Below are 641 nucleotides of genomic sequence, written 5' to 3'. Positions count from 1 at the left end.
GGTTAACACAGTGCAAGACTCGAAGGAAGGTCGTTTGGGAAAGTTGCGGATACTTCTGTTGACTCAACTGATACTGAGCTTATTGATTGTCCCGATCAGTGGCTATTTTTTCTCTGGATTTAGCTGGTCTTCTTTAGTCTACAATTTGGTTTTCATTCCTTGGTTTGGCTTTGTTGTCGTTCCAATCATGTTTGCTGCTTTAATTGCGTCATTGCTCTTTCCTATGTTGGCGACGGTTCTATGGTATTTGCTTGACATATTTCTGGTTCCACTAAGTTGGTCGGTTCGATATGCCATAGGGACTTGGCAACCCATTAGTGCCGAGTGGACATTTGTTATTGCTGTAGTGAGTGCCGTGCTCGTTTTAAGACATGTTATGCCTCGTTACGTTTGGATGTTTGTCTGTGTAATTGTTGTGATGACAGGGTTGTTTCCTAAGCAATATAACCAAACTTGAAGTATTGATGTACTTGATGTCGGGCATGGGTTGGCGGTGCTGGTCGAAAAAGAGGGTAGAGTTTTACTCTATGATACGGGCAAGGCTTGGCAAAACGGCAGTATAGCTGAGCAAGTGATTACGCCAGTACTGTACCGCAGAGGTTACTCAAGTGTCGATACGATGATTTTAAGTCATGCCGATA

Annotated in this window: 1 protein-coding gene; it reads left to right on the top strand. The window is 43.4% G+C overall.

What is annotated here, in order from left to right:
• The coding region (locus tag R7Q11_RS27140; protein WP_225467105.1) for a ComEC/Rec2 family competence protein at nt 1–457 on the top strand (457 nt) is incomplete at its 5' end.
• Between the last annotated feature and the right edge of the window lie 184 nt (nt 458–641).

The sequence above is a fragment of the Vibrio sp. 970 genome, assembly GCF_033339075.1.
This window is presented reverse-complemented; position numbering and strand designations above follow the sequence as displayed.